Annotated in this window: 28 protein-coding genes and 1 rRNA gene; 4 read left to right on the top strand and 25 right to left on the bottom strand. The window is 45.4% G+C overall.

Going from position 1 to position 26,364, the window contains the following annotated elements:
- The 8 genes from BIW15_RS18330 to dusA all read right to left on the bottom strand — a co-directional run.
- A 16S ribosomal RNA gene (locus BIW15_RS18330) occupies nucleotides 1-115 on the bottom strand; the annotation flags it as partial.
- Between the two features lie 574 nt (nucleotides 116-689).
- Complete coding sequence (locus tag BIW15_RS18315) at nucleotides 690-1,469, bottom strand: phosphoadenylyl-sulfate reductase (protein WP_021449750.1); 780 nt, start codon at nucleotides 1,467-1,469, stop codon at nucleotides 690-692.
- Entirely contained in the window at nucleotides 1,462-3,198 is a 1,737-nt protein-coding gene (cysI, locus tag BIW15_RS18310) for an assimilatory sulfite reductase (NADPH) hemoprotein subunit (protein WP_015297344.1), read from the bottom strand. The genes BIW15_RS18315 and cysI overlap by 8 nt, the downstream gene beginning before the upstream one ends.
- Complete coding sequence (locus BIW15_RS18305) at nucleotides 3,198-5,069, bottom strand: assimilatory sulfite reductase (NADPH) flavoprotein subunit (RefSeq protein ID WP_077281410.1); 1,872 nt, start codon at nucleotides 5,067-5,069, stop codon at nucleotides 3,198-3,200. Before BIW15_RS18305 ends, cysI begins: the two co-directional genes overlap by 1 nt.
- Before the next feature lie 117 nt (nucleotides 5,070-5,186).
- Nucleotides 5,187-5,417, bottom strand: a complete 231-nt coding sequence (locus BIW15_RS18300) for a hypothetical protein (RefSeq protein WP_005455817.1) — start codon at nucleotides 5,415-5,417, stop codon at nucleotides 5,187-5,189.
- Between the two features lie 151 nt (nucleotides 5,418-5,568).
- Nucleotides 5,569-6,228 (bottom strand): TIGR04219 family outer membrane beta-barrel protein, encoded by a 660-nt coding sequence (locus BIW15_RS18295; RefSeq protein WP_005455819.1) that lies wholly within the window; start codon nucleotides 6,226-6,228, stop codon nucleotides 5,569-5,571.
- A gap of 101 nt (nucleotides 6,229-6,329) precedes the next feature.
- A complete protein-coding gene (gene pspG, locus BIW15_RS18290) occupies nucleotides 6,330-6,545 on the bottom strand; it encodes an envelope stress response protein PspG (RefSeq protein ID WP_077281412.1) in 216 nt (71 codons plus the stop codon).
- A gap of 164 nt (nucleotides 6,546-6,709) precedes the next feature.
- A complete protein-coding gene (dusA, locus tag BIW15_RS18285; protein ID WP_077281409.1) occupies nucleotides 6,710-7,690 on the bottom strand; it encodes a tRNA dihydrouridine(20/20a) synthase DusA in 981 nt (326 codons plus the stop codon).
- Nucleotides 7,691-8,078: 388 nt separating this feature from the next.
- On the opposite strand from dusA, the gene zur reads away from it, so the two are divergent.
- The gene (gene zur / locus BIW15_RS18280) at nucleotides 8,079-8,543 is read left to right on the top strand and encodes a zinc uptake transcriptional repressor Zur (RefSeq protein WP_077281408.1); all 465 of its coding nucleotides are present in this window, start codon (nucleotides 8,079-8,081) and stop codon (nucleotides 8,541-8,543) included.
- Nucleotides 8,544-8,552: 9 nt separating this feature from the next.
- The gene (locus tag BIW15_RS18275; protein WP_077281407.1) at nucleotides 8,553-9,014 is read left to right on the top strand and encodes a chemotaxis protein CheX; all 462 of its coding nucleotides are present in this window, start codon (nucleotides 8,553-8,555) and stop codon (nucleotides 9,012-9,014) included.
- A gap of 104 nt (nucleotides 9,015-9,118) precedes the next feature.
- Here BIW15_RS18275 and pgi read toward each other — a convergent pair whose 3' ends face one another.
- The gene (pgi, locus tag BIW15_RS18270) at nucleotides 9,119-10,771 is read right to left on the bottom strand and encodes a glucose-6-phosphate isomerase (protein ID WP_077281406.1); all 1,653 of its coding nucleotides are present in this window, start codon (nucleotides 10,769-10,771) and stop codon (nucleotides 9,119-9,121) included.
- Nucleotides 10,772-11,077: 306 nt separating this feature from the next.
- Here pgi and BIW15_RS18265 point away from each other — a divergent pair, with 306 nt between their 5' ends.
- Nucleotides 11,078-11,497 (top strand): secondary thiamine-phosphate synthase enzyme YjbQ, encoded by a 420-nt coding sequence (locus BIW15_RS18265; RefSeq protein WP_077281405.1) that lies wholly within the window; start codon nucleotides 11,078-11,080, stop codon nucleotides 11,495-11,497.
- Between the two features lie 44 nt (nucleotides 11,498-11,541).
- On the opposite strand, the gene alr is transcribed toward BIW15_RS18265, so the two are convergent.
- Together alr and BIW15_RS18255 are read right to left on the bottom strand one after the other, a co-directional pair.
- Nucleotides 11,542-12,618 (bottom strand): alanine racemase, encoded by a 1,077-nt coding sequence (alr, locus tag BIW15_RS18260; protein ID WP_077281411.1) that lies wholly within the window; start codon nucleotides 12,616-12,618, stop codon nucleotides 11,542-11,544.
- A 13-nt stretch (nucleotides 12,619-12,631) separates the two neighbouring features.
- Complete coding sequence (locus BIW15_RS18255; protein ID WP_005455859.1) at nucleotides 12,632-14,032, bottom strand: replicative DNA helicase; 1,401 nt, start codon at nucleotides 14,030-14,032, stop codon at nucleotides 12,632-12,634.
- Nucleotides 14,033-14,255: 223 nt separating this feature from the next.
- On the opposite strand from BIW15_RS18255, the gene BIW15_RS18250 reads away from it, so the two are divergent.
- Nucleotides 14,256-15,020 carry a DUF481 domain-containing protein gene (locus BIW15_RS18250; protein ID WP_077281404.1) on the top strand — a complete coding sequence of 255 codons (765 nt, stop codon included), beginning with the start codon at nucleotides 14,256-14,258 and terminating at the stop codon, nucleotides 15,018-15,020.
- 82 nt (nucleotides 15,021-15,102) lie between these two features.
- Here BIW15_RS18250 and rplI read toward each other — a convergent pair whose 3' ends face one another.
- The 14 genes from rplI to pilM all read right to left on the bottom strand — a co-directional run bounded on the left by rplI (nucleotide 15,103) and on the right by pilM (nucleotide 26,319).
- A complete protein-coding gene (gene rplI / locus BIW15_RS18245) occupies nucleotides 15,103-15,555 on the bottom strand; it encodes a 50S ribosomal protein L9 (RefSeq protein WP_041154703.1) in 453 nt (150 codons plus the stop codon).
- A 33-nt stretch (nucleotides 15,556-15,588) separates the two neighbouring features.
- Nucleotides 15,589-15,816 carry a 30S ribosomal protein S18 gene (gene rpsR, locus BIW15_RS18240; protein ID WP_000090472.1) on the bottom strand — a complete coding sequence of 76 codons (228 nt, stop codon included), beginning with the start codon at nucleotides 15,814-15,816 and terminating at the stop codon, nucleotides 15,589-15,591.
- A gap of 16 nt (nucleotides 15,817-15,832) precedes the next feature.
- A complete protein-coding gene (gene priB, locus BIW15_RS18235) occupies nucleotides 15,833-16,135 on the bottom strand; it encodes a primosomal replication protein N (RefSeq protein WP_077281403.1) in 303 nt (100 codons plus the stop codon).
- Between the two features lie 8 nt (nucleotides 16,136-16,143).
- On the bottom strand, nucleotides 16,144-16,533 hold the full coding sequence (gene rpsF, locus BIW15_RS18230; protein WP_005381299.1) for a 30S ribosomal protein S6: 390 nt from the start codon (nucleotides 16,531-16,533) through the stop codon (nucleotides 16,144-16,146).
- Nucleotides 16,534-16,777: 244 nt separating this feature from the next.
- Entirely contained in the window at nucleotides 16,778-17,449 is a 672-nt protein-coding gene (gene rpe / locus BIW15_RS18225) for a ribulose-phosphate 3-epimerase (RefSeq protein ID WP_017449467.1), read from the bottom strand.
- A gap of 101 nt (nucleotides 17,450-17,550) precedes the next feature.
- Nucleotides 17,551-18,390 carry a Dam family site-specific DNA-(adenine-N6)-methyltransferase gene (locus tag BIW15_RS18220; RefSeq protein WP_077281402.1) on the bottom strand — a complete coding sequence of 280 codons (840 nt, stop codon included), beginning with the start codon at nucleotides 18,388-18,390 and terminating at the stop codon, nucleotides 17,551-17,553.
- Between the two features lie 70 nt (nucleotides 18,391-18,460).
- Nucleotides 18,461-19,978, bottom strand: coding sequence for an SPOR domain-containing protein (locus BIW15_RS18215; protein WP_077281401.1), 1,518 nt, complete (start codon nucleotides 19,976-19,978; stop codon nucleotides 18,461-18,463).
- 52 nt (nucleotides 19,979-20,030) lie between these two features.
- Complete coding sequence (gene aroB / locus BIW15_RS18210; protein ID WP_077281400.1) at nucleotides 20,031-21,131, bottom strand: 3-dehydroquinate synthase; 1,101 nt, start codon at nucleotides 21,129-21,131, stop codon at nucleotides 20,031-20,033.
- Nucleotides 21,132-21,162: 31 nt separating this feature from the next.
- Nucleotides 21,163-21,681, bottom strand: a complete 519-nt coding sequence (gene aroK / locus BIW15_RS18205; protein ID WP_005381319.1) for a shikimate kinase AroK — start codon at nucleotides 21,679-21,681, stop codon at nucleotides 21,163-21,165.
- Nucleotides 21,682-21,869: 188 nt separating this feature from the next.
- A complete protein-coding gene (locus BIW15_RS18200; RefSeq protein ID WP_005488227.1) occupies nucleotides 21,870-23,618 on the bottom strand; it encodes a type IV pilus secretin PilQ in 1,749 nt (582 codons plus the stop codon).
- A gap of 31 nt (nucleotides 23,619-23,649) precedes the next feature.
- A complete protein-coding gene (locus BIW15_RS18195; RefSeq protein WP_005454781.1) occupies nucleotides 23,650-24,165 on the bottom strand; it encodes a pilus assembly protein PilP in 516 nt (171 codons plus the stop codon).
- Nucleotides 24,155-24,748: a type 4a pilus biogenesis protein PilO gene (locus tag BIW15_RS18190; protein ID WP_005496571.1), complete on the bottom strand. Its 594-nt coding sequence runs from the start codon at nucleotides 24,746-24,748 to the stop codon at nucleotides 24,155-24,157. The genes BIW15_RS18195 and BIW15_RS18190 overlap by 11 nt, the downstream gene beginning before the upstream one ends.
- Nucleotides 24,741-25,319 carry a PilN domain-containing protein gene (locus tag BIW15_RS18185; RefSeq protein ID WP_015297396.1) on the bottom strand — a complete coding sequence of 193 codons (579 nt, stop codon included), beginning with the start codon at nucleotides 25,317-25,319 and terminating at the stop codon, nucleotides 24,741-24,743. Before BIW15_RS18185 ends, BIW15_RS18190 begins: the two co-directional genes overlap by 8 nt.
- Nucleotides 25,303-26,319 (bottom strand): type IV pilus biogenesis protein PilM, encoded by a 1,017-nt coding sequence (pilM, locus tag BIW15_RS18180; RefSeq protein ID WP_077281399.1) that lies wholly within the window; start codon nucleotides 26,317-26,319, stop codon nucleotides 25,303-25,305. The genes BIW15_RS18185 and pilM overlap by 17 nt, the downstream gene beginning before the upstream one ends.
- Nucleotides 26,320-26,364: the final 45 nt, after the last annotated feature.

Raw genomic sequence — 26,364 nt, 5'->3', positions numbered from 1 at the left:
CCGCTCGACGCCGTTATCGTCCCCCGAAGGTTCAGATAACTCGTTTCCGCTCGACTTGCATGTGTTAGGCCTGCCGCCAGCGTTCAATCTGAGCCATGATCAAACTCTTCAATTTAAAGTTTTTTCGGCTCAATGAATACTGAACATTACATAAAGTAATGTTTGAATTGACTGTGCTGAATCCGAAGATTCAATGGTCACTTCGTTTCATTGAAACCTAATTTGATACCGAGGTATCTAATTGGATTATCATCAACGAGTGCCCACACAGATTGATAGGTCTATATTGTTAAAGAGCTATTCTTCTTTGTGATTCACATCACTTCGGAAGAGGCGGCCATTCTAGCGAGATAATTTATTGTGTCAAACACTTTTTTAAAATTATTTCGTTTTTCTTTCTAGCCTTGCCAACCTTGCTGAAACCCTTGCGAGCCCTTGCCCTGTCGACGAGGTGGCATTATAGAGATCGCGCTCACATTGGCAAGTGTTATTTTGCAAAAATTGCAAAAATAATGATTAAACGACGACTTTTCGCCCAAAGCTTTATTTATCCAACTTTACCCAAAACTATCAAACAACTTATCCACAGAGTTATCCTAAAATGTGTATTTTTAATCCCATTACTTATGCCTATAAATAAAGAAAGCTGCATGATCGCAGCTTTCTTCTATAGATAGATATATCTGTAACTAGATACCTGAACCATCTTGTTCATTACCATCATCTTCATGAAGTCCACATTCACGCTTTAAACCAAAGAAGCGAGTTTCTTCCTCTGACATTCCTGGCTCCCATTTACGTGTCGTATGTGTATCCCCAACAGACAAGTAACCTTCTTCCCAAAGTGGATGATAGGTAAGACCATGTTGCTCGAGGTAGTAGTGAACATCTTTATTAGTCCAATCGATTACGGGCAGAAACTTAAACACGCCATTTTGAATCGACAGTATCGGTAAACCCGCTCGTGATTTACTTTGCTCTCTACGTAAACCTGAAAACCATGTTCCAACATTAAGTTCTTTCAATGCACGACGCATTGGCTCGACTTTATTTATTTTGTTGTACTTCTCGATCCCCTCAACGCCCTGCTCCCATAATTTGCCATAACGTGCTTCTTGCCATTGAGCACTTTGCTCCGCTCGATAAACTTTTAGATTAAGGTTGAGTTTTTCTGTCAACTCATCAATAAAGCGATACGTTTCTGCAAACAGATATCCGGTATCCGTAAGAATAATTGGGATGTCAGGTTTTTCTTGAGTCACAAGATGAAGCATGACAGCAGCTTGGATACCAAAGCTTGAGGATACCGCAAACTCTCCATCCAGATTTTCCAAAGCCCACTTTACTCGCTCTTGTGCCGACAGCTGTTCAAGTTCGACATTGATTTGTGCAAGACGGAGTATTTGCTCCGTCTTTGTTAATGTCAGTAACTCCGCCAGCTCCGGTTTGGAAGCCACAGAATCAAGCATAGAAGTCCCTCTTTGATACGAACACTTCTTGAATGATGCCTGCACGAATAGTGAAATCGCCAAAGGCTTCGCCTTCCTCACGCTCTTTCGACCATCGAGCCACCAGCAGATCAATCTCTTCTAGGATTTGTTTATCCGTGATGTTCTCTTTATACATTTTAGGTACGCGTGTACCAGCACGATTCCCCCCCAAATGTAAGTTGTAACGACCCGGCGCTTTACCTACCAGACCAATTTCAGCCAACATCGCACGGCCACAACCATTTGGGCACCCCGTCACGCGCAGAATGATATTGTCATTTTCTGGCAATCCGTGTTTTTCCAGAATGCCTTCAACATCCGTGACAAACTGAGGGAGGAAGCGTTCAGCTTCTGCCATCGCTAGAGGACAAGTTGGGAATGCCACACACGCCATTGAGTTTTTACGCTGCTCGCTGACATTGTCATCCATTAAGCCATGTTCACGAGCGATCTTTTCAATCTTCGCTTTTTCGCTTTTCGGTACACCCGCAACAATTAGGTTTTGGTTGGCGGTCATACGGAAGTCACCTTTGTGGATCTTCGCGATTTCAGCGACGCCCGTTTTCAGCGGCTTACCCGGATAATCCAGCAATCGACCATTCTCGATAAATAACGCCAAGTGGAATTTACCATCGATACCTTCTACCCAACCAATACGGTCACCACGCTCAGTGAACTCATACGGGCGGCTAGCTTCAAACTGAATGCCTGCGCGTTTTTCTACTTCTGCTTTAAAGACATCTGTACCGACGCGGTCGAGTGTGTATTTGGTTTTAGCGTTTTTACGGTTTGAACGGTTACCCCAGTCACGCTGAGTTGTTACAACCGCAGCCGCAACATCTAAGGTTTTTTCTAGAGGAATGAAACCAAAGTCATCAGCTCGGCGTGGGTAAGTCGACGTATCGCCATGCGTCATCGCCAAACCACCACCCACTAACACATTAAAGCCAACCAATTTGCCGTTATCGGCAATCGCAACGAAGTTCAAATCGTTCGCGTGGACATCCACATCATTTTGTGGAGGAATGACTACGGTTGTTTTGAACTTACGTGGTAAGTAAGTTTTGCCCAGAATCGGCTCATCTTCTTCGGTCGATTCGACTTTTTCTCCGTCTAACCAAATTTCAGCATACGCGCGAGTTTTAGGTAGAAGGTGTTCACTGATCTTCTTCGCCCACTCGTAAGCTTCTTGATGCAATTCAGACTCTACCGGGTTCGTGGTACACAGTACGTTACGGTTAACGTCTCCTGCTGTCGCGATTGAATCAATACCGATGCTGTTGAGCGTTTGGTGCATCAACTTGATATTTGGTTTTAATACGCCATGGAACTGAAACGTTTGACGTGTCGTCAGGCGAATACTTCCATATAACGAGTGTTCTGTAGCAAACTTGTCGATCGCCAGCCATTGTGTTGGCGTAATAATACCGCCAGGCATACGAGCACGAAGCATCACGTTATGAAGAGGCTCAAGCTTTTGCTTGGTACGCTCGTTACGGATATCGCGATCGTCTTGCTGATACATACCGTGGAAACGAATAAGCTGGAAGTTATCCGCTGTAAAGCCGCCAGTGATTCGGTCTTGCAAATCTTCGGCGATGGTTCCACGTAATAGATTGCTTTGTTTTTTTAGGCGTTCGTTATCAGATAGTGGCCCTAGCTCTTCGCCTAATACAATCTGCTTGTTATTTTCAGTAGAAAAAGTCATTAGTACACATCCCTCTGATAACGTTTCGCTTTACGTAAATCATTAATAAATTGTTCTGCATCGTCACGTGGCATCTTGCCTTCTTGCTCCGCAACAATGACCAATGCGTCATGGACATCTTTCGCCATACAAGTCGCATCACCACATACATAGATGTAAGCACCATCTTGAATCCACTGCCATACTTGCGCGGCGTTTTCTAAAATGCGGTGCTGTACATAAACTTTTTCTACTTGGTCACGACTGAAAGCAACATCTAAGCGGCTTAACACTCCCGACTTAAGGTATTTTTGCCATTCCACTTGGTACAAGAAATCTTGTGTGAACGTGCGATCACCAAAGAACAACCAGTTTTTACCTTCAGCATCGCGGTTTTCACGCTCTTGAATAAAGCTGCGGAATGGCGCAATACCAGTGCCCGGCCCAACCATAATGATCGGTGTATTATCATCTTCTGGCAGTTTAAAGTTATTGTTGTGCTCTACAAATACTTTTACGTCACCGCCTTCTTCTAGACGTTGAGCTAAGAAGCTCGATGCGCCACCGTAACGTTTTTCATCGTTGTGGTCATATTCAACCAACCCGACGGTAAGGTGTACTTCTTCATCCACTTCAGCTTGGCTAGAAGCAATAGAGTAAAGACGAGGCGTCAAACGGCGCAATAAACCAACCAACTCATCCGCGGTCAGTTTGGTTTTCTTCTCTGCGAATACATCAACAATTTGAGTGTTGGCAGAGTACTCACGAAGCTTGTCTTTATCTTCCACCAGCTTTTGTAGTTTCTTGCTGCCAGATAACTCGGCAAACTTAGCCACTAGCTGTGGGTTAGATGTCGTGATCTCGAACTTACCCACTAAAGCACTGTGAATAGATAAGCTTTCGCCATCAACGTCAACTGTTTCAACACCAGACAAACCAACTTTACCTAGAATTTCATTAGCAAGCTCAGAGCTGTTTTCGTACCACACACCCAAAGCATCACCTGGTTGATATGTCAGACCCGAACCATCTAGATCGATTTCAATATGGCGAACATCTTTACCCGAGTCTCGACCCGTGATCTTTTGGCTGGTGAGTAACGTCGCTGTGTATGGATTTTGTTTGTTGTACTGAGAATGTGAAGCTGCCGCTTGCCCTACAGGAAGTTGAACAATTTCCGCTTCATTGCCAGAAGATAGTGTCTCTTTAACTTTACCTAGCGCATTCTTGCGCCATTCTTCCGCTGCCGCTTCGTAATCCACATCGCAGTCAATACGGTCAATAAAAGACGTCGCGCCCAGTTTTGCTAAGTACATGTCAAAGTCTTTACCAGTTTGGCAGAAGAACTCATAACTAGAATCACCCAATGCAATCACACCATATTGAAGGTTTGATAGCTTAGGCGCTTTCTTAGATTGTAAGAACTCGTGCAGCTCAATGGCATTGTCTGGCGCTTCACCCTCACCGTTGGTAGAAGCAACAATGATGACGTGCGTTTCTTTGGCTAAGTTTTTGCCTTTGTAGTCGCTTGCGTCAAACAGCTCTACTGCAATTCCTTCTGCTTTCGCTTCTTGTTCTAACGCTTCAGCAACACCTTTTGCGTTACCGGTTTGAGAAGCAAAAATGATGGTCAACTTACCGGCAGGCTTTGCTGATACTGCGGCAGCTGCTTGGGCGATTGGTGTTGCCGCCGCACTTGGTTGATGTTGAGCTAAACCCCAAAAGTACCCACTGACCCAAGCAAGTTGCTGCGAAGACAACTCAGAGACAGTTTGTTGGAGTGAATTAAATTGTTGGTCATTCAGAGGGCTTGCGATCGGAGGATTTCCGCCTTGCCCATTATTATCTTCAGACACATTCTTGTGAGAATACTCATTCTTTTGAAAAGACATTATCACGACATCCCTATTCATTGCGTGACGATAGAGTACCCACTCTCCTTAATAACAAGAAAGAATAGAAGTGAATGTTTTATAACTTTTTGGAAGTAAGAACGGCTTACTTTTTGCTCAGCGATCTTCGATGCGGACTTGTTGAAAGCCCACCGCCATGGCTGATTTTGAGGCGGCATCTAAATCTTCATACAAACATTCTTCACCGTGACTGTCGGTCAGAAACACGAAACCACCTCGCGCATGCCTAAACTCAACAACCCATCCACCTTCTTGGATTGCTGGTTCAATAATGGCTTCAACAAGCTGGTTTTCACGAAATAGATGTCTTAGTTCATTTATTGTCATCGCTATCCCTGCTCTAACTTTCCCATTGCTCCTAAATAAGCATGGTCTACCTGAACAAAATAGGGAGAGAAATTCGAATAGATATAATGAAGTGGTATAAAAAAACGCCACTTATATCGTGGCGTTTTTAAAACCAAAGAAAGGCGTCGAATTAAAATGAGTATTCCGCACTAACAAAGAAGCCATTTGCGAAGATAAACTCTTTACCTAAGCTTGAGAGAAACACTTCCGACTCTAAATCGATCACGCGGTATCCACCACGGAAAGCCAACTGAGCGTCTTGTAGTGGCACATGGTATTGAATGCCAGCCATTAAGTCCGTGCTCTTGATGCCTTTGTTGTCACCAAAGTTCATCTCACCAATCACATCAAAGTTCGTATTAGGCACTTGGATCTCTGCGTAGCCGTACCAAGCCCAGATAAGCTCATCAAACTCTTCAGTACGCTTATTTGTACCAGCATCAATGTATTTCGTATCGCTTAGATTGCTGAATGTAACACCCGCATCAAAATGCAATAGATCATGGTCTAGCACTTGGTAGTACATGGTTAAATCGAGTTTATCAAAGCCCATGTAATCGGCATCAACACTTGAGTAACGTAGACGTGCATTCGGTACGTATTTCACATCGTGCTCAATGGCAGCGTAAAAAGTACCCGTTGTACTGCTATCTCTTCTTACTTCATTAACTTTTGTATCTGCACCCCATACTTCTGCCCCCACTTTTGCGGAAAAAGAAGATTCTGCGAATGTAGGAAGAGATGCGGCTAATGATAATGCTGTTAAAGCGATGGTCGCTTTATTTGTCATGGAATGTGTACTCCGAGATAGCTGATATTCAACAATGAGGGCGTGAGGGGAAATATACCATACTCTCACGCCTCGCTATCAACTAAATCGTCTATACCCAACTATTTATAACGCGGTTGGGCAACGAAGTGTTTGAAAAACCAAATACCCAATGCGATGACGATTAGCCATGGCAATAGTTTGAGTACCGCTCCGACCATGCCAAGCAAAAACATCACAACCAACGCAATACCTGTTGCAGCGAACACCGTCATCATTGTGATGCCTGTTACTAATAGGGTCGCGGCAAATACTAAAATAAAGATCAGTTCCAACATAATCACTTCTCCATTTGTTTTCATCAACACAGAGCAGTTTCCATACCAACTTATCGAGCTTTAATTAAGATTATGATTTTTAAATAAAAATAAAGCCAGAGACATTTCTGCACTCTGGCTTATTTATTCGCTAGTTGGTGTTTTTAACCAACCACTGGTGAATTTTACACATTCAGTTCTTTTGGAATCTTCGCTAAGGCATCTTGCAGCACTTCTAGACCAGAGCCTGGCTTGTGCGCATTTTCACTGATGTGACGGCGCCATTGACGAGCACCCGGCATATTTTGGAACAGACCCAACATGTGACGCGTGATATGACCAAGGTACGCACCTTTCGCAAGCTGCGCTTCAATGTATGGGTACATCTCTTCAACAATTTCGCTGCGCTTCTTCACCGGAGCAGCAGAACCAAACAGCTCTTGGTCCACCGAGGCAAGCAAGTAAGGGCTTTGGTAAGCCTCACGACCGATCATCACACCATCAAGATGCTGAAGGTGCGCTTTCGCTTCTTCCAGGGATTTCACGCCACCATTCACCGCGATGGTTAGGTGAGAAAAGTCTTGCTTCAATTGGTATGCACGTGGGTAGTCCAACGGTGGGATCTCGCGATTTTCTTTCGGGCTTAGACCGCTAAGCCAAGCCTTTCGCGCGTGAATAGTAAACTGTTCACAGCCACCCTTCTCTGAAACGATAGAAATGAAGTCAGTCAGGAACTCGTAAGAATCTTGATCGTCAATACCGATACGTGTCTTAACCGTAACAGGAACATCAACCACATCTTTCATTGCAGCGACACAATCCGCGACCAATTGTGGCTCCGCCATCAGGCAAGCACCAAAGCGACCATTTTGGACACGATCTGATGGGCAACCTACGTTTAAGTTAATCTCATCGTAGCCACGCTCTTGCGCCAGTTTGGCACACTTGGCCAAATCTTGTGGGTTTGAGCCCCCTAACTGAAGGGCTAACGGATGCTCTTCTTCGTTGTAAGCGAGGAAATCTCCTTTTCCATGAATGATCGCGCCTGTCGTCACCATCTCAGTGTACAGCAGGGTTTCTTTGGTCATTAAGCGATGGAAGTAGCGACAATGACGATCGGTCCAATCCAACATTGGAGCTACAGAGAGCCTGCAAGAATGAGTCATGATTTAAACACCCGTTTTTATGTTGCCAAGGTCGAGCGCAGCTGTGCGCTCAAAAATTAAGTCGGACATTGTATACCCAGTCACCTTTAGGTGCTAGCGTCAACGAGCATGACTTAGTCTACAGAGGCGACGACGGCTTGAAAGCCAGTCACTTTGCACCAACAAGATATGCAAACTAACGTAGATATTCCTTTATAACCGCCGTCCATAGAAAACACACAATGGTCAATTTATACGCAACCATCTTAACTTTGTGATTGCCATTTTGACTTCTGAATGACAGGGAATGACTTTAATTCATGATTTTCGTTCTGAACCTAGGTAAAATGAGGCATTTCTAAACGAACTTCGTTTAGAAATGATTTATCATAGAGCTCGTCCGATAGTTATGGTGAAAGGTTTGAACCCAACAATCATGGAACAAATTGAAAATATCTGCGCAGAGCGTGGAGTAAGATTGACTCCGCAACGCCGACGCGTCTTTGAACTCATTTGTTCTAATCGCCGCGCCTCAAGTGCGTACGAACTATTGGAGCAACTAAAAGAGAGTGAGCCTCAGGCTAAGCCTCCAACGGTTTATCGTGCGTTAGATTTTCTCCTAGAACAAGGATTTATCCATCGAGTCGAATCAACAAACAGTTTTATAACTTGTTGTTCTTTCAATACTCAACAGCACTTCTTCCAACTACTGATTTGCGATAAGTGTGGTGATGTCGTTGAACTCGAAGATGAGACACTGATATCCTTGTTAACCGAAAATGCCGAGAAGCTTGGATTCAAACTGACCAACCACGTGATTGAAACTCATGGTGAATGCCAGGCCTGTTCCTCCGAGACGAAAGACAAAGTATAGAAGAACGTTATGCGCGCTGAATTTGTAAACCCGTTTTTAGCCTCTTTAATAAACGTGCTAAAAACCATGGCTTCTCTTGAGCTGAAGCCACAAAAACCGCGAATCAAAAAGGATGAGATCGCACGAGGTGACGTTTCTGGTTTGATTGGCATGGTAGGTCCACAAACACGTGGTTCCATGTCCATAACCTTTGATGAAGCGTTAGCGCTAGAAATCATGCAAAACATGCTTGGTGAGCGTCCAAATGGACTCAATGAAGAAGTGACCGATATGGTAGGTGAGATCACCAACATGGTTACTGGTGGTGCCAAGCGCATTCTGGCTGAAAGCGGATTTGATTTTGATATGGCAACTCCGGTGGTGGTATCTGGCCGAGGCCATACGATTCGCCACAAATGTGAAGGCTCAATCATCATCATGCCTTTCTCTTCCCAATGGGGAAATGCCTTCATCGAAATCTGCTTCGAATAAAAGAGAAAAAATAGGTTGGCCAGTGCCAACCTATTTTGTTTCTGCCTCAGGCAATAAAAAAGGTCAGCATTTGCTGACCTTTTCTTTTTCTATTCAAACATTCATTAAGCTTTGAACGCTTTAAATGCATTGATTAGACCGTTTGTTGAGCTGTCGTGCGAGCTAATTTGAGACGCATCTGCTAGCTCAGGTAGGATTTGGTTAGCCAGTTGTTTACCTAACTCCACGCCCCACTGGTCGAAGCTGAAGATATTCCAGATAACACCTTGTACGAAGATTTTGTGTTCGTACATTGCGATCAGGTTACCTAGTGTACGAGGCGTGATTTGCTTCACTAGGATAGAGTTGGTTGGGCGGTTACCTTCAAATACTTTGAATGGTGCAATCGCTGCCACTTCTTCAGCATTCTTACCTGCTTTCACCAACTCTTCTTTCACGGTTTCTTCACTCTTACCAAACGCTAGTGCTTCAGTTTGCGCAAAGAAGTTCGACATCAGTTTTTGGTGGTGATCGCTAGCTGGGTTGTGACTGATTGCTGGTGCAATGAAGTCACATGGGATCAGCTTAGTGCCTTGGTGGATCAACTGGTAGAACGCGTGCTGACCGTTTGTACCAGGTTCACCCCAGATGATAGGGCCCGTTTGGTAAGTCACTGCGTTGCCGTCACGGTCAACGTACTTACCGTTAGATTCCATGTTACCTTGCTGGAAGTACGCCGCGAAACGGTGCATGTACTGATCGTAAGGCAGGATTGCTTCTGATTCCGCGCCATGGAAGTTGTTGTACCAAATACCGATAAGCGCAAGGATCACAGGGATGTTGCTTTCTAGGTCTGTTGATACGAAGTGGTTATCCATCTCGTGAGCGCCGTCTAGAAGCTCAATGAAGTTGTCGTAACCAACTGCTAGTGCAATTGAAAGACCGATTGCTGACCATAGTGAGTAACGACCACCAACCCAGTCCCAGAACTCAAACATGTTGTCTGTGTCGATACCGAACTCAGATACCGCTGGAGCGTTAGTAGACAGCGCAGCGAAGTGCTTAGCCACATGCGCTTGATCACCCGCAGACTCTAGGAACCAATCACGTGCAGTGTGCGCGTTAGTCATGGTTTCTTGAGTTGTGAACGTCTTAGACGCGATCAAGAATAGCGTTGTTTCTGGGTTAACTTTCTTCAACGTTTCAACGATGTGAGTACCATCAACATTAGATACGAAGTGAAGGTTTAGGTGGTTTTTGTATGGCGCTAGAGCTTCCGTCACCATGTAGGGACCAAGGTCAGAGCCGCCGATACCGATGTTTACGATATCTGTGATTGCTTTACCTGTGTAACCTTTCCACTCACCGCCGATTACACGCTCAGTGAATGATTTCATTTTCTCAAGAACCGCGTTTACCGCTGGCATTACGTCTTCGCCGCCAACCATTACTGGTTTATTCGAACGGTTACGTAGTGCAGTGTGCAGAACAGCGCGACCTTCTGTTTGGTTGATCGCTTCACCACTGAACATCGCTTCAATTGCAGACTTAAGCTCAGTCTCGTTAGCAAGAGCGAACAGGTGCTTCAGAGTTTCCTCGTTGATGAGGTTCTTTGAGTAATCGACTAGGATGTCTGAGCCGAAACGTGCAGAGTATTTGTCAAAACGCGCCGCGTCTTGAGCAAACAGCTCTTTAAGATCCATATCTTGTGCAGATTCGAAATGCGCAGTTAGCGCTTTCCAAGCTTGTGTTTGCGTTGGATTGATATTTTTCAACATGGTCTTTATCCCGATGTTACAGTAGGTTCCATTCCTTACAGTCTAGCGAAAACTGTGGAATCCCCGATTTAGCAAATAGAATATTAATGAGATGTTTGGGCGAATTGCCACAAAACAAGTCTTTGTAATTTTTTTTCAGGCGCCAATTATGACCGAGTGCTTTTACCCTCACATTGAGTTAGGTCACGTTCCCTGCCCTGAAATTGAACAATTCATTTATGATGGCAAGAATCATATCACTTACTTATGACAGGCTCTAATTGGAATAGGATAGACGCCAATTTATAAATTTCCAAAGGAACACGTATGTGGGCACAAAAAACACTGCAATTAAAAGCAAGAAGTCGGGGTTTTCATCTAATTACTGATGAAATTGAACAACAATTACCGCAAATAAACGAGTTTTCAGTAGGTTTGTTACATCTATTTATTCAACATACCTCCGCCAGTCTGACCTTAAATGAGAATGCCGACCCAACCGTTCGCATGGACATGGAAGCACATTTCAACAAATTTGTGCCTGAGCGTGCACCCTATTATCAGCACACCTATGAAGGTGATGACGACATGCCCGCACACATTAAAACATCACTGCTTGGCAGCAGTGTGACGATACCGATCCAAAACGGCCGATTAGCATTGGGAACATGGCAGGGTATTTACTTGGGTGAACACCGAGACTTTGGTGGTAGCCGTCGCGTGATTGCAACCATCAATGGTGAATGAGAGAGATAAAACAAAGGCTAACCGTATGGTTAGCCTTGCTCTTTCTATTTGGTGTATTCCATCTCGACACGTGGGGTCAATTTGGTCACCAACTCGTAAGCTATCGTCCCAATATGATTTGCGACTTCTTCAACGGGCAGTTCCTTACCCCAAAGAATCGCTTCGTCACTGACTTTATCTGTCGCATCAGGACCTAAATCCACGGTCAGCATATCCATTGACACTCGCCCCGCGACCGGTACTTTGCGACCATTGACCCATACTGGAGTGCCGTTAGGAGCACTTCTTGGGTAACCGTCGCCGTAGCCCACTGCGATGACGCCAACTTTGGTGTCGCGTTCACTGGTCCAGATACCGCCGTACCCCACGCTTTCACCTTTCTTCACTTCACGAACTGCAATCAGGTGTGACTTCAAGGTCATTACTGGTTGGTAGCCCAAATCTTGCGCCGTTTTGTCACTAAAGGGCGACACACCATACATAATGATCCCTGGTCGAACCCAGTCCAACTGACTCTGAGGCCATGCCAACAAGCCCGCCGATGCTGCCAACGAACGCTCACCCTGACAGCCTGACGTCAATGCCATAAATAACTCTATTTGTTGCGGCGTGATATTGCTATCCAGCTCATCCGCACAACCAAAGTGGCTCATGTATCGTAATGGCTTCGCCACATTCGGGCACTCTTTTAGGCGAGAGATAAATTCATCATACTGCTCAGGGCGAACGCCTAAACGATGCATCCCGCTGTCGATCTTCAGCCAAACGACCACTGGCGTTTCTAAATCCGCTTGTTCCAATGCGGTAAGCTGCTCTTCACAATGCACCACAGTTTGAATGTTGTTCGTCACTAAAACAGGCAGATCACCCGGCGAGTAAAAACCTTCTAGCAATAGAATCGGCTTTACCACACCGCAAGCGCGCAGTTGCAGCGCCTCTTCAATACGAGCCACACCAAAAGCATCAGCATGATTAGCATGTTTCGCCACATGACGGAGACCATGACCATAACCATTAGCTTTGACTACAGCCATGACCTTACTATCTGGCGCTTGTGCTTTCACACGCAGCAAGTTGTGCTGCAACGCAGACAAGTCAATGCATGCTTTTGCGGCTTTCATGTAGCTCATCGCATTACTCATCATCAATATCGAATGCTGGACCCGCGTAATTGTCAAAGCGCGAGTGTTGTCCTTGGAAGGTAAGTCGTACCGAACCGATAGGGCCGTTACGTTGCTTACCGATAATTATTTCCGCCGTGCCTTTGTATGGGCTATCCGGGTGATATACCTCATCACGGTAGATGAACATGATCAAGTCGGCATCCTGCTCGATGGAACCCGACTCACGCAAGTCCGAGTTAACAGGTCGTTTATCCGCTCGTTGCTCTAGGGAACGGTTTAGCTGCGATAGTGCCACAACTGGCACATTCAACTCTTTCGCCAGTGCTTTAAGCGAGCGAGAAATCTCAGCAATCTCTAGGGTACGGTTATCGGTTAGCGAAGGCACGCGCATCAACTGAAGGTAATCGACCATGATCATCGACAGACCTCCGTGCTCACGAGCAACGCGACGGGCACGTGAACGTACTTCAGTTGGCGTTAAGCCTGAACTGTCATCGATGTACATGTTTTTCTTCTGCATCAGGATACCCATAGTAGAAGAAATTCGAGCCCAATCTTCATCATCTAACTGACCCGTACGGATCTTGGTTTGGTCTACACGAGACAAAGACGCCAACATACGCATCATCAACTGTTCGGCTGGCATCTCTAACGAGAAAATCAAGACTGGTTTATCTTGCTGCATTGCCGCGTTTTCACACAAGTTCATCGCAAAGGTGGTTTTACCCATCGATGGACGCGCTGCCACAATAACTAAGTCAGAACCTTGGAGACCCGCGGTCTTTTTGTTGAGATCAGTAAAACCAGTATCTACCCCTGTGACACCATCTTGCGGCGTTTTGTACAGCAGTTCGATACGTTCTAGCGTCTTTTCGAGGATGTTGTCGACGTTTTGTGGACCTTCGTTTTCACTGGTGCGAGACTCGGCGATAGCAAAAACTTTACTCTCCGCCATGTCTATTAGATCTTCAGAACTGCGACCTTGAGGATCGTACCCCGCATCCGCAATTTCGTTCGCAACACCAATCAAACCACGGACGATCGCACGCTCTGCCACGATGTCTGCGTAGGCATTAATGTTGGCAGCACTTGGGGTGTTTTTCGCTAAATCTGCAAGGTAAGCAAAACCACCCACATCTTCTAGTTGCTCATGGCGCTCTAGGTGCTCTGACAAAGTGATAAGGTCAAGCGGTTTGCCCGACTCCAGAATGGTTTTCACACCTTCAAAAATTAGACGGTGCGGACGGCTATAGAAATCACTGGCGACCACTCGCTCAGCAACGGTATCCCAACGTTCATTGTCCAGTAAGAGACCACCAATCACTGATTGCTCCGCTTCTAGTGAGTGAGGTGGCACTTTGATTGCGTCGACCTGACTATCTGAAGGTTTGCGATTTCTGTTTTCCGCCATGACTTTGCTCGATAACTACTAATGACCCACGATTATAACCTTAAAGTTAACTAAGATGCTTCCCCGATGCGACAATTACTTGTTAAGAAATCAGCATGTGATTAGCTTAAGGGAGCAATGGGTGAATCACGCCTAGCTCCAATAAAATTTAACCTACCATTGACCCAACCAAGTATCTGTATCAGTATCATCCTCCTCCTTTTTAATTACGTTCGAGGTTGATGTGTTCCGAGACTGGTTACTTAGCTTGAGCTTGCTATGCACTGGTGCATCGTACGCTGAAGAATCAGTACCGCCAGAGCCAAATATTGATGTGCCCAACCCTCTGAAAACTGAGGTGGAATTTGGCTATCAAGCTCACACAGGTAACACGGACTCTCGTTCCCTGAATGCTCGCTTGAGTGCGGAGTATACGTCTGGCAGGCACCGTTCTAACGGTGAATGGAAGTATTACAACCTTTATAAAGATGGTGAAGAAGACAAACGCTCTTCCACCTATTCTGTGCAAAGCGACTACAAATTAGGTCCCAAAACCTATCTGTACGGTAGCTTCAAAGGGGTAGATTCGCGCTACAGTGCTTATTTTAAAGATCACACGTTATCGGGAGGCTTAGGTTACCAGTTTTCCTACACTGATAACTTTATCTTAGAAGTAGAGGTGGGGCCTGGTTTTCGTTATCAAGAACCTAACCTAGATGAAATCGACGACGATGATATTATCTTTCCCAACATCGTGCGTGAAGGGATCTTCCGTGGCAACCTCAATACCACTTGGCATGTACTGGAGAATCTCAGTTTAGCTGCTGACATAACATTGGTCACTGGTCAAAGTAACACGCGTGTGGATAGCGATCTGAGTGCCACTAACAACATCACCGAGGATATCGCCTTAAAGCTCGCTCACTCGCGTCAGTATCACGATAAGGTCCCAGAGGGGCTGAGTAAAGCGGACAGTGTGTTCTCCGTCAATCTACTTTTCGCGTTTTAATCTCCAATTTTTATCACTCAATTTCAGACAAAAAAAAGCACCTCCGAAGAGGTGCTTTTTAGTATTTCGTCTTGATACTGAATTACTCAGCAGCAACAACCTGTACTTTCGCAGTAGCGAAAACTTCAGAGTGAAGTTGAACGCTGATCTCGAACTCACCAGTTGTACGTAGAGCACCTTCAGGAAGGCGAACTTCGCTCTTAGCAACTTCAACGCCTGCCGCTGTGATAGCGTCAGCGATGTCACGAGTACCGATTGAACCGAATAGTTTGCCTTCGTCACCAGCTTTAGAAGCGATAACAACTGCTTCTAGAGCGTTAACTTTCTCAGCGCGAGCTTCTGCAGCAGCTAGTTGCTCAGCAACTTTAGCTTCTAGTTCAGCACGACGTGCTTCGAACATTTCAACGTTGCCTTTAGTAGCCATAACTGCTTTACCCTGAGGGATAAGGAAGTTACGAGCGTAGCCAGATTTAACGTTTACTGTATCGCCAAGACCACCTAGGTTACCGATTTTATCAAGTAGAATAACTTGCATTGCTTAATCCTCTTTCTTAATAAACGGAACCGATTACTGATGCTTGTCAGTGTACGGTAGTAGAGCTAGGTAGCGTGAACGCTTGATAGCACGTGCTAGTTGACGCTGGTACTTAGCGCTTGTACCAGTGATACGGCTAGGTACGATTTTACCAGCTTCAGTGATGTAGTTTTTAAGAGTTGCTACGTCTTTGTAATCAATCTCTTGTACGCCTTCTGCTGTGAAACGGCAGAATTTACGACGACGGAAGAAACGAGCCATGGGCTATCTCCTGATCTTAAATTTGAGTAATGTTGTCGGCATGTAACACTAATTTCCCAACGCCATTTCGGCCGGTCTGATAAGCGACAAAACCACTTACCTTAATGTTACTGCCTGGTACTAAATTCTGAGTGATTGCTTGTGACCTAAGCCCGCTGACGACTACCGGCATACGACAATAAACTTGTCTCGGTAAATCAGCTTCGATAACAGTAGAGCGATGCTCTAACCAAAACCGACAGTGTTCAATGCCACTAGGGCTTTTACTACGAATGGGCGGTTTGGCAATGGTGCCGCTCAGCTCCATTCGGTTGGTCATAACAAAACTTACTCAGCAGCTTCTGATTTAGCTTCAGGCTTAGCTTCAGAACGCTCTTCACGACGTGGAGCACGCTCTTCTTTTTGCTTAAGCATGATAGATTGCTCAGTGATCGCTGCTTTAGTACGCATGATCATGTTACGTAGAACTGCATCGTTGAAACGGAAAGCAGTTTCTAGCTCATCGATTACAGCTTGGTCAGCTTCAACGTTCATTAGAACGTAGTGAGCTTTGTGAAGCTTGTTGATTGGGTAAGCCAGTTGACGGCGGCCCCAGTCTTCTAGACGGTGGATTTTACCGCCAGCTTCAGTGATAGAACCAGTGTAACGCTCGATCATGCCAGCAACTTGCTCGCTTTGATCTGGGTGCACCATGAATACGATTTCGTAATGACGCATGGGTTGCTCCTTACGGATTATTCAGCTTCCACAATTGGCTCAGTCGTCCAGAGGAAGCAAGGAACTAAAGATAATTGACTGAGTTTAAGGAGCACGAATAGTACAGAAAGGCCGCAAAATAGGCAAGTGATTATTTACGGGATGTGCGGGATATTTCTTGCTGGCTTCACCCCAGATACGACAAAGGCTACCAGTTGAGAGGCAGCCTTTAAAATCAGAGGATTACAGCGCTTATTTTTAGCTCTTACTCTACTTGAGCAAGTTCAGTACGCATTTGGTCGATCACTTGTTTGTAATCTGGCTGACCAAAAATAGCGGAACCCGCCACAAACATGTCTGCACCCGCTTCAGCGATTTCACGAATGTTGTCTACCTTCACGCCACCATCAATTTCCAGACGGATATCGCGACCAGACTCATCGATCATCTTACGTACTGCGCGCAGTTTATCTAGCGTGTGAGGAATGAAGGATTGACCACCAAAACCTGGGTTTACTGACATCAGTAGGATCAAGTCAACTTTGTCCATGATGAACTCAAGATGCGCGAGCGGTGTTGCAGGGTTGAGTACCACACCCGCTTTACAGCCGTGCTCTTTGATAAGCTGAAGCGTACGGTCAACGTGATCAGAGGCCTCAACGTGGAAGGTGATCATCGATGCGCCAGCTTTCGCAAAGTCAGGGATGATGCGATCTACCGGTTTCACCATGAGATGAACGTCGATTGGCGCAGTAATGCCGTAATCGCGGAGCGCTTTACACACAGGAGCACCAAAAGTCAGGTTTGGCACATAGTGGTTATCCATAACATCGAAATGCACCACATCCGCACCCGCTGCGAGTACTTTTTCTACGTCTTCACCTAGACGCGCAAAATCAGCCGATAAAATGGATGGAGCAATAAGAAAATCTTTCATACCTGACCTCAGTAGTGACGAGCAAAACAGCAAACCAATTTGCGCGCAATTCTACCGAAGCCAGTGGGGAGATCCACTATTTAGAGAAAATAGTATCAGAACTATGAAGCCGCGCTATCTGATTCCGGCACTTTGAACAGGGCGAGCAGTTCGTCAACTTTGTTACGACCACTACCGTTACGGCTGATGGTACGTTTCACTTTCACCACACTTAAATCCGCACCATGGTAAAGGCGGCGCGTTAGCGTCGTGTCGTGATTTGAAATCAACACAGGAATACCACGCTCGGTAGCCGTTCTTTCTGCAATGTCGGCTAATGCAGCTTGGTCGTCCAACGTGAAACCATTACCAGCGTATGAGGTGAAGTTTGCCGTGTTTGAAAGTGGCGCATAAGGTGGATCGCAATACACAACACTGCCCTTGCGCGCACGACGAAATGTTTCAGGATAACCTTCACACACAAACGTGGCTTTTTTGGCTTTCTCAGCAAAAAACTCCAATTCCGCCTCTGGGAAATAAGGCTTTTTGTAAGAGCCAAACGGCACGTTGAAGCCACCTTTTTTGTTGTAACGGCATAAGCCATTAAAGCCAAAGCGGTTCATGTAGAGGAACGCAAGTGAGCGATACATTACGTCGTCAGTTTTATTAAACTCCGCGCGAATGCTTAAGTACGCTTCTTTGCGATTATTTTCAGCTACAAACCAGCGTTTCGCTTCCGAGATATACTCCTCAGGACGCTCTTTCAGCAGGTTGTAGAGATTAATCAGGTCGGGGTTGATATCCGCCAGCAGATAGTGGTCATAGTCGGTGTTCAGAAAAACCGAGCCAGCACCAACAAAAGGTTCAACTAGCTTTCGAGCCGGTGGCAAATGACGTTGGATGTCTTCAACCAGTCCGTATTTTCCTCCAGCCCATTTAAGAAAGGCTCGTTGCTTTTTCATCTATTGCTCTATTCTATCGACCAAAAATTAAGGCTGCGGAATGTAACATATTTTTCAGCGAAGCTCAGGATTATTTCACGCGATCAATTTCTCGCTGTACTTGACCTAGCGATTTTGCCCATGGGCTCACCGACTTAAGTGAATCTGGCAGCTTCTCTACCGCGTCTCGAGCCATTTGAATTGTCGGATAATCTTGGTAAGTCACGATGTACCATTCCGTTCCACTGCGAACCGTCGGATAAATGCGTACCTTGTTATTCAGCTGATGCTCATCAAGAAAAGCTTGCACATCTTCCATTGATGTCATGGCTGCTAACTGCAAGGTGTACGCTCTTGGAGATAACGCTTTTAACTCTTCACGTGAAAACGAGAATTTGACGATAGGTTTACTTGAGGTCGTCTCTGTTTTCGCAACCTCTTCTGATGCGGCATCGCTTGGCTTCACCACTTTAATCAAAGAAGAGTTTGTCTCTGACTGGGTTTTCGCTTGAGGTTCAGCCCCTTCTACTAACGCTTTAATATTGTCTGTATTCGCTTGCTCAGGCTTACCTTCTAACAGAGCATCAACCACGTCAGATTCAATCACCACACGCTGCTGGGTGTCATCATTTCCGACGCTTGCTACTTCTTCTGTCACCGTTGGTGGCAATGAGTTGGAATCGTCAGTCGCATCTGATAAATCGCCGTCATTTGGCAAGTCGTCAGTCACTGAGGTTAAATTAGATTCTGATGGCGAAAGAGTCGGCTCAGTGAGTGTCGGAATGGCAGTTTGCTCGATGCTTCCCGTGATCTGCTGCGCTTTGTCATCTGGGCTTGGCTGATTAAACATCCACCAATAACCACCAGCGGCCAGCAACAGTAGCACCAAAACCACTAATGCGATGTTGAGTGGCGATCCGACAATTGAACGGATAATGATCCTTTTTTCCACTTTCATCTCTCCTAATGCCATGATGTCACCCGGAATCGGGTCGACTTTCTTAAATGCATCTCGAACACGTTTCTCCGCATCGTCATCGACATACCTAACCACTAGTGATTCGAAGAAACGACGCGCTTCCACTTCGGATAGCATATCGATATCAAGTTCAACTGGCTTAAGTTCTTGCCCATAACTCAATCGAGACAAGACCGACTCCAAACGCCCAGACTGAGTAAAAAGCAACACGTTGATCGTCCAGTTCGGCTTTTCATGCGCCTCTAAGACTAACGTCCATAACTCCGAAACGAGCGTTTCACTAAGTAAATGAGCGTCATCAATAACAATCGCAATATCGCAAGGCTCACCTTCGAGAATACGCTCTAGACTGTCGAGTAAAGGCTCTTGTTGATTAAACAATGCATCGGAAACCAGCTGACTCAAGATGAGGACGCGACGCTGCACGTCATCTTGGGTCGCATGGCAAAGTAACAAACATTGATTTTTGTTACTCGCACCCAGCTCAAGGTATCGTTGCGCCAGCCAAGATTTTCCATACCCATCAGGGCCATTGATCGCAATAAGGTTGGAGCCAAAGTTGGTCAACAACTCCAATCTATCCAATAACTCGGTTTGAGAATCTAATTCCAGAACGTGAGCAAAACTCATCTAATAACCTTCTTAAACAACAAGAATGACGCCAGATGGCGTCATTACAAGGTTAAATACTGCGACCGAAATCAATAGCCTGCTGAATCACTTCTTGTGAAGTATCGGCTATCACTTCCGCACTGCCAATTCCGGTTGGTAGAACTAAGCGCAATTGACCTGACAGCACTTTTTTATCACGCATCATATGCTTGATAAAGTCATCAAAACTCATGCTGTCGGGTGTGTGGACTGGCAATTTCGCTCTGCGCAACAATGCCACAATACGCTCAAACTGCTCTTCAGAAATCAATCCACGCAGAAGTGACGTTTTGGCCGCCATCACCGTACCAGAAGACACCGCCTCACCATGTAACCAATTGCCGTAGCCTAATTCAGCTTCTATCGCATGACCGAAAGTGTGACCCAAATTGAGCAACGCACGAATTCCAGACTCTTTTTCGTCTTGTGCAACCACTTCAGCTTTAATTTGGCAGCAACGTGCAATGGCATAGGTAAGCGCGTCTTCATCCAACGTGTATAAACGGTCTAAATTTTCTTCCAGCCAATCAAAGAATGCACCATCATAAATAATGCCGTATTTGATCACTTCAGCGATACCAGCAGCAAATTCACGCTCAGGTAGCGTCGATAAACAGTTGGTATCGATGATCACCGCTTTCGGTTGGTAAAATGCGCCAATCATGTTTTTACCTAGCGGATGATTGACTGCCGTTTTGCCGCCAACGGAAGAATCCACTTGGGACAACAACGTCGTTGGAATTTGGATAAAGTCCACACCTCGCTGATAACAGGCTGAAGCAAAACCGACGAGATCTCCGATTACACCACCACCGAGGGCAATAATGACCACATCACGAGCATAACTTCCCTCTAGCAGGAAATTCATGACTTGGTTAAACACATCCAAGTTTTTGTACTGCTCGCCATCAGGCAACTCAAGTAACGAAGCATCACAACCAAGTTGTTTTAGTTGATGAAGGATTTTATTGGCATACAAAGGTGCCACTGTGACATTACTGATCACAACGACTTTTTGATTGGTATTTTTGTTTGAGAGAACTTGAGAAAGGTACGCCGGGTCCTCAAACAACCCGGCGCCTATAGAGATTGGGTAGCTACGCTCTGCTAGATTGACCGTAATCCGTTCCATCGGTGTGCTCCAATTAAAAGAAGATAAGTACTTATCTCTCTTCTAGCATTTTTACGATCTGGTTGGCTACCACTTTTGCACTTTGATCGTCAGTGCGAACAGTGTAATCCGCTACTTCTTCGTATAACGGGTTACGTTCTTCAGCTAATTGCTCCAATACTTCACGAGGGTTGTCCGTTTGAAGTAGAGGACGCTTCTTGTCACGGTTAGTACGTGCAAGTTGCTTTTCAATTGTCGTTTCTAGGTAAACAACTACACCGCGAGCAGAAAGACGGTTACGGTTCTCTTTGCTTTTCACAGAGCCGCCGCCAGTTGCCAGCACGATGCCTTGTTCTTGAGTCAGATCTTCAAGTACCGCTTCTTCACGCTTACGGAAGCCTTCTTCACCTTCTACATCAAAAACCCAAGAGATGTCTGCACCAGTGCGTTCTTCAATCACTGTATCGGAGTCAACAAACTCCATATGCAGTTGCTGTGCTAGATGTCTACCAATTGTACTTTTGCCGGCGCCCATTGGGCCAACAAGGAAAATATTACGTTTCTCAGCCATGTTTAGCAGTAATTTACAACATTGATTCAATAAGATCGCCACAAGAAAACACAGCTAAACCGCTGTTCTACAAGGCTTGTGGCACCAGTTCCTCACAGATAATTCGTGATAAGACCCGAAATTATCCAAGCATGGTGCCACTAATGCAACTTTATTTTTGATCTAATCGCCTATTTACTTGATAGCCACTACTGAATAACGACCTTAGGCGTAACGAAAATTAGTAACTCACTTTTACCAACGTTTTCGTAACTTCGGCGGAAAAGTGCGCCTAATAGCGGAAGATCGCCCAACAATGGCACTTTATCCACTGAGTTAGTAATGCTGTGCTGAAAAATACCACCGAGCACAACCGTCTCACCATTATTCACCAGAACTTGGGTGCCAATCCGCTGCGTATCAATTGCCATTGCCTCTCCTGTGCCCGTTTTCACTACCTTACCAGGTCGGTCTTGGGTCACACTCAGATCCAACACTAAACGATTGTCAGGTGTGATCTGCGGTGTCACCTTCAAGCTCAACACCGCTTTTTTAAAGGTCACTGACGTTGCACCACTCGATGAAGATTCTAGATAAGGAATTTCGGTACCTTGTTCAATGTACGCGGGCTTCTTATTGGTCGTAATCAATCGTGGGCTCGAAATGATTTCTGCTTTTGATTCTTGCTGCAATGCAGACAGCTCTAAGTCCAATAATGTATCAGAACCTAACTTTGCCACTTGGAACGCAATGCTCGCCGCATTCGGGTTGGTCGCGGCTAAATTCACATTAAGAAAATCATCGATACCAACACCATCACCACCCTCTTCACCTTCGCCATCACCACCACCTTCGTACAAACCGATTGTCGCTAGGTTGTTCTCAATAGAGCCACCAACGGTGTTATTACCATTAATAGATGTGAAGCCCCAACGAATACCTAACTCATCCATGTTACCCTCACTGATGGTGACAATTCGGGCTTCAATTTGTACTTGTTTGACTGGGATATCGAGCGATTCAATGATTTCGCGAATAACGGCGATGTTCTCTGGCAATTCTCTGATTAATAGCGAATTGGTTCGCTCATCAATGGTCATACTGCCACGCTCTGACAACATACTAATGTTGCCTTCACCATTGATCATCTCTGCAATATCCGAAGCTTTAGCAAAATTGACTTTGATGATTTCTGATGAAAGCTCCCCCATTTCTTCCGTCAGTTTTTGTTTTTCTAACTGCTGCTTCTCGCGCAAATCCAGCTCATCGGTCGGAGCGACCAAAATCACGTTGCCATCAACACGCTTATCTAACCCTTTCACTTGCAAGATGATGTCGAGCACTTGCTGCCACGGCACACCATCAAGACGCAGTGTAAGGTTGCCTTCGACAGAGTCCGAAACCACCAAGTTAAACTGGTTGTAATCTGCAATCAGCTGCAAAACGTTACGCACAGGAATGTCTTGGAAGTTAATCGAGATCAGCTTGCCTTCTTTTTCTAAGATGCTCTTGTCTGGCACTTTTTCATTTGGTTTAAGCTTGCTGACAGTGATTTCAAGATAACGCCCCGTCAAACGATAGTCATGCGTGTATTCTTCATCGATATACGCAACTAATCGTGTGGTGGAGGTATCGCGGAACACTTCCACACTTTCCACCACCGTCGCGAAATCTTTCACGTCGAGAAGGTAAAGCTGTTCGTCTTTTACCGACGTGTTCATTAAATCAATGCTTAATCCTTCTTGAACACGTTTAACATCAACAATAGCCGCCGGGGATGCAAGCTCCACCACAATCACGGCATCTTTGCTTTTGTTAGTGCGAAAGTCGATGCTCTTGAGCGCATTAGACTGTACATCTTCTGCTGCTGCTAAAGGGGCTAGAAGTAAAAACAACCATAAGGAGAAGAGCCCAGTAAGCATCCTTGGTGTACGTGTTAATCCTTGTCTCATTTTCATTACTCAATATCAAAAATAAATGCAGCTATATCTATCTCAAAGCCAACTTAACTTTACGTTTTTGCCAGCACCCCAAACCATCGGGCAAGGTTTCATTAATCAACAAATAGGAGTGGGTAACATGGGTGACCTTACCGTTATTACGCCCGAGGTATTGACCTGGTTTCACTTTGTAAACCGTGCCATTCGGGGCTTGTACTAAACCAGAAACGGTGTTCCCCATACCCATAACTCCTTTTAAACGAAGTTGGCTGAGTGGGAATTTTTCTAACTTGCCAGATCTCGCTCGGTTCGGCGGTTGCCAACAATCTTTTCTCGCCACAGGTTGAGTCGCGATGGTCGCCTCTTTGGGCAATTCGAAAGGAGCACGCATCACTTCTGGGGCATACGCCACTGCGATGTATTTGTCAGAAGGTTTGAGCTTCTCCACATCTCGCCTAGCCTGGCTCTCAACACCACGAATAAAATCCGTTAATGATTCATCATTCGCCTGGCACCCGACCAATAGAGCGCTTACCAACACCGTCAGCAAAGATTTATTTCCCATCTTTCTTTTCCTCAGGCTTGAACTGATAAGTGTTTGCTCTCACTCGGAAGTGCAAAGTTTCACTCTCTTGGCTGACACGCTGCCAAGTCACGTCTTTAAAGGTGATGATGCGTGGCAGTGTGGCAATGGCCTGTGAAAAACGACCGATATCGTGGAAATCACCTGTTAGCTCGATATTTAGTGGCAATCGATACAGGAAGTTTTCAGATTGCTTTTCTCCCCAATCGATTCGAGTAAACGTTAACTTGTTGTCGATACCGAGTTCGTTTACCGACGCCAACATTGTGGCCAACTCTTTTTGTGCCGGTAGTTGTTGCAACAGCAACTCATAACGCGTAGTGAGCTCGTCCAGTTGAGATTGCAATTGAGGCAATGCAGCCACCTTGTTGGCTTTTATGCGCAATGCCACTTTTAATGTTTGCTCCTCTTGAATCAAATTGTTCAAGCGAGCCTCTTCTGGCTTTAAGTAAAACCAATAACCAAACCCTTGGATAAGAAGAACAAGCAGGCAGATCACTACAAGCTGAGGCAGTAATGGCCATTCAGCAATCTCATCCATTTCTAGATCTTGCCAATTAACCATGTTGTTTTCCCTCTTTCTTCTCTTCTACCGTGTTGAACATGAAGGACACTTTAAAGGTCTGAAACTCTTTACCGAAACGGGCTTTTCCGTGCACGATAGAGTGCATTTCAACGTCCAGTAGCTTGGCAGAACGCTCCATGTTATCGAGCATGGTTGCTAGCCGAGGTGTACTGTCTGAAATACCTGAGATTTCAATTTCTAGATCGTTCATTTTGATCTTGTCGACATACACGCCTTCTGGAATAACAGCAGGCATGAGGTTCATAAAATCAGTGGTTTTATTCCGACCATTTTGCAACGCTTCCACAACTTTCAAGCGTTCCAAGATTTTGCTGTGTTCAAGCTCCGCGATCTTCATCGCTTCTATCCGCTTATCTAGATCGGAAATGTACGTTGTTAGATAGTCGAGTCGCTCTTGTTGAAGATCTTGTTGATACTCATAATATTTGCCAACGCCCCACTGAATCCCCAACGCCACCATGACGCCCAATACCACTAAACCGACAAATCGACGACGATGCTCTTCCCTTTGATTTTCGCGCCAAGGCAATAAGTTAATGCGATAAAGCACGCACACCTCCTAACCAATGAATGCCACGGACCGCCAGCCCTGCAGCTGTCGAAAAATGTTGCCAATCAGCCGCTCGTCGCTTGCGTTTCGACACTTTCATTTCAAACAGTCCGAGTGGGTTTAGCAACTCGCACTCCAATGCCAACTGATGCGAGAGCTCTTCTGCCAACATTGGCGTCGATGCCCCCTCGCCCGATAACCAAATGCCTTTGATGTTTTGCGAACCATTGATCGAGGTATAGAGCTGCATTTGACGTTTTACGCGCTCAACCACTTGACGATTGAACTCTTCCGTTTTGGCTTGAGCATCATCAGAGAGTAAGTCTTCTTGTGGCGTCCCCATTGAAATACGAGTACCGCACGCAAACTCCTTATGAAACAGTTCGCCTTGCTCGGTAAACATGGTGAATGAACTCGCTAGCGAGCCGATGTCTAACAAACAGTATTTGTTTTTTTCAGGAAAACGCTCTGCGGCAAGCTTCCAGATATGACCTAGGCTTTGAGAGTGCACGTCAACCAACACAGGCTTTAAACCAGACTGTTGCAACGCCTCAACTCGGCTTTCAACCACATCTTTGCGCGTAGCGAATACTTGATAACTGTCCGTTCCACGCATCCCTTCTTCAGCACGAAGGCGTACAAAATCCAAACTCAGTTCTTCCACAGGAAAAGGAGATTGATGAGAAAAAGCTTGTACCACCGCAAACTCGATTTCGCTCTCATCAAGGCTTTGTTCGATTTGCAGTTTCTTGCTAATAACTGAGTTGTCTGGAACAGAAATTGCCACTCGCTTGGCCCCAAAAGGCAGCTCTTTTTTCATCTGCTTTAGGGTCTTTACAATTTCTTGATGATTTATAGTGTTATTTTCAGCGACAATACCTTCCTTAAGTAATATTTCTTTGTAACCCAGTAAGGCGTATTGATCGCCAATGGGTTTAAGTACTACGGCTTTGAGGCTGTTATGGCCAATATCTATGCCGGTAACGATTAGCTTATCCATCTCTACTCTCGCTCCGAAATTTCTTCGCGCAAAGGTTGTTATTAG

It is taken from the genome of Vibrio sp. SALL6, from assembly GCF_002002385.1.
GTDB classification, from domain to species: domain Bacteria; phylum Pseudomonadota; class Gammaproteobacteria; order Enterobacterales; family Vibrionaceae; genus Vibrio; species Vibrio parahaemolyticus.
The sequence above is the reverse complement of the archived record's forward strand: the minus strand, read 5'-3'. Positions and strand labels throughout refer to the sequence as shown.

Bases quoted from the DNA above. Each gene is read 5' to 3' on its own strand.
- aroK (WP_005381319.1), bottom strand. From the start codon at position 21,681: ATGGCTGAGAAACGTAATATTTTCCTTGTTGGCCCAATGGGCGCCGGC.
- BIW15_RS18300 (WP_005455817.1), bottom strand. From the start codon at position 5,417: ATGACAATAAATGAACTAAGACATCTATTTCGTGAAAACCAGCTTGTT.
- dusA (WP_077281409.1), bottom strand. From the start codon at position 7,690: ATGACTCATTCTTGCAGGCTCTCTGTAGCTCCAATGTTGGATTGGACC.
- aroB (WP_077281400.1), bottom strand. From the start codon at position 21,131: ATGGAACGGATTACGGTCAATCTAGCAGAGCGTAGCTACCCAATCTCT.
- pspG (WP_077281412.1), bottom strand. From the start codon at position 6,545: ATGTTGGAACTGATCTTTATTTTAGTATTTGCCGCGACCCTATTAGTA.
- BIW15_RS18200 (WP_005488227.1), bottom strand. From the start codon at position 23,618: ATGAAAATGAGACAAGGATTAACACGTACACCAAGGATGCTTACTGGG.
- zur (WP_077281408.1), top strand. From the start codon at position 8,079: ATGGTGAAAGGTTTGAACCCAACAATCATGGAACAAATTGAAAATATC.
- BIW15_RS18215 (WP_077281401.1), bottom strand. From the start codon at position 19,978: ATGAGTTTTGCTCACGTTCTGGAATTAGATTCTCAAACCGAGTTATTG.
- BIW15_RS18265 (WP_077281405.1), top strand. From the start codon at position 11,078: ATGTGGGCACAAAAAACACTGCAATTAAAAGCAAGAAGTCGGGGTTTT.
- BIW15_RS18255 (WP_005455859.1), bottom strand. From the start codon at position 14,032: ATGGCGGAAAACAGAAATCGCAAACCTTCAGATAGTCAGGTCGACGCA.
- rplI (WP_041154703.1), bottom strand. From the start codon at position 15,555: ATGCAAGTTATTCTACTTGATAAAATCGGTAACCTAGGTGGTCTTGGC.
- priB (WP_077281403.1), bottom strand. From the start codon at position 16,135: ATGACCAACCGAATGGAGCTGAGCGGCACCATTGCCAAACCGCCCATT.
- rpsR (WP_000090472.1), bottom strand. From the start codon at position 15,816: ATGGCTCGTTTCTTCCGTCGTCGTAAATTCTGCCGTTTCACAGCAGAA.
- BIW15_RS18190 (WP_005496571.1), bottom strand. From the start codon at position 24,748: ATGGTTAATTGGCAAGATCTAGAAATGGATGAGATTGCTGAATGGCCA.
- BIW15_RS18305 (WP_077281410.1), bottom strand. From the start codon at position 5,069: ATGTCTTTTCAAAAGAATGAGTATTCTCACAAGAATGTGTCTGAAGAT.
- pilM (WP_077281399.1), bottom strand. From the start codon at position 26,319: ATGGATAAGCTAATCGTTACCGGCATAGATATTGGCCATAACAGCCTC.
- cysI (WP_015297344.1), bottom strand. From the start codon at position 3,198: ATGACTTTTTCTACTGAAAATAACAAGCAGATTGTATTAGGCGAAGAG.
- rpsF (WP_005381299.1), bottom strand. From the start codon at position 16,533: ATGCGTCATTACGAAATCGTATTCATGGTGCACCCAGATCAAAGCGAG.
- BIW15_RS18315 (WP_021449750.1), bottom strand. From the start codon at position 1,469: ATGCTTGATTCTGTGGCTTCCAAACCGGAGCTGGCGGAGTTACTGACA.
- pgi (WP_077281406.1), bottom strand. From the start codon at position 10,771: ATGTTGAAAAATATCAATCCAACGCAAACACAAGCTTGGAAAGCGCTA.
- BIW15_RS18195 (WP_005454781.1), bottom strand. From the start codon at position 24,165: ATGGGAAATAAATCTTTGCTGACGGTGTTGGTAAGCGCTCTATTGGTC.
- rpe (WP_017449467.1), bottom strand. From the start codon at position 17,449: ATGAAAGATTTTCTTATTGCTCCATCCATTTTATCGGCTGATTTTGCG.
- BIW15_RS18295 (WP_005455819.1), bottom strand. From the start codon at position 6,228: ATGACAAATAAAGCGACCATCGCTTTAACAGCATTATCATTAGCCGCA.
- BIW15_RS18220 (WP_077281402.1), bottom strand. From the start codon at position 18,390: ATGAAAAAGCAACGAGCCTTTCTTAAATGGGCTGGAGGAAAATACGGA.
- alr (WP_077281411.1), bottom strand. From the start codon at position 12,618: ATGAAAGCCGCAAAAGCATGCATTGACTTGTCTGCGTTGCAGCACAAC.
- BIW15_RS18275 (WP_077281407.1), top strand. From the start codon at position 8,553: ATGCGCGCTGAATTTGTAAACCCGTTTTTAGCCTCTTTAATAAACGTG.